The following is a 1,114-nucleotide window of genomic DNA, read 5'->3' on the forward strand; positions in this document are numbered from 1 at the left end:
GGCGGCCGCAAAAACTGAGTGCAACACCTGACCTTTCCGGTACGGTGCTGCCACTATGTCCTATCACGAACTCAGTATCCCCGAACGTGCGACCCTTCAACTCGGCCTTGCCCAAGGTTTCAGCCAGCGGCGAATTGCCCGGATGCTCGGCCGCTCCCCCTCGACCATCAGCCGGGAGCTGCGCCGCAACCGGGCCCCTGGCACCCGCTACCAGGCCTGTGCTGCCCAGCAGCAGATGCAGGTCCGCCGCCAGGTCTGCAGGCCTCAGTGCAAGCTGCTGCCGGGCAGTGAGCGCTTCGAGCTGGTCGTCCATATGCTGCGTGAGGGTTTGTCTCCCGAGCAGATTGCCGGCAAGCTGCGCAGCATGAACATACCCAGCCTCAGAGAGGCCTACGTCTGCCGCGAGACGATCTATAACGCGATCTACGCCCTGCCGGTCGGTGGCCTGCGCAAGGAGCTGATCATCTGCCTGCGCCAGGGCAAGACGAGTCGCAGGCCGCGCTCTGGCGGCGTCGATCGGCGCGGCCAGATCCCTGAAATGCTCAGCATCCACGTGCGCCCGCCGGAGGTCGAAGACCGGCTGATGCCAGGCCATTGGGAGGGCGACCTGATCAAGGGCAAGGCCAATGCCTCGGCGGTGGGCACCTTGGTGGAGCGTACCAGCGGCTACCTGATGCTGATCAAGATGGCCGACGCGACGGCGACCTCGGCGCTGGAGGGCTTCAGTGCGGCGCTCAATGGCATGCCGCTGGCGGTGCGCAAGAGCATGACCTACGACCAGGGCCGGGAGATGGCGCGGCACGCCGAGATCACCCAGCGGACCGGGGTGGCGATCTACTTCTGCGACCCGCACAGCCCCTGGCAACGCGGCAGCAATGAGAACATCAATGGACTGATCCGCCAGTACCTGCCCAAGGGCACGGACTTGTCGGTGCATAGTCAGGAAGCCCTGGACGCCATCGCTTTGCAACTGAATATGCGACCGCGCAAACGCTTCGACTTCAAATGCCCGATCGAGGTGATGGGCGAAGTGATGCAAGAAGCCGTGGTGATGCGGCATGATGCTCCCGCTTCAATTCAATAACCGTGTTGCACTCAGATCCTGCAACCAGCC

The 1,114-nt window shown here is 63.7% G+C and carries 1 protein-coding gene; it reads left to right on the forward strand.

The annotated features are described in order from the left end of the window. Window positions 1–55 precede the first annotated feature (55 nt). Window positions 56–1,084, forward strand: a complete 1,029-nt coding sequence (locus HNQ83_RS30995; protein ID WP_011711660.1) for an IS30-like element ISShes10 family transposase — start codon at window positions 56–58, stop codon at window positions 1,082–1,084. Window positions 1,085–1,114: the final 30 nt, after the last annotated feature.

The sequence above is a fragment of the Pseudomonas sp. C2B4 genome (assembly GCF_013359695.1).
Lineage (GTDB): Bacteria > Pseudomonadota > Gammaproteobacteria > Pseudomonadales > Pseudomonadaceae > Aquipseudomonas.

Excerpts from the sequence above, each read along its gene's own strand:
- HNQ83_RS30995 (WP_011711660.1), top strand. The coding sequence starts at position 56 with ATGTCCTATCACGAACTCAGTATCCCCGAACGTGCGACCCTTCAACTC.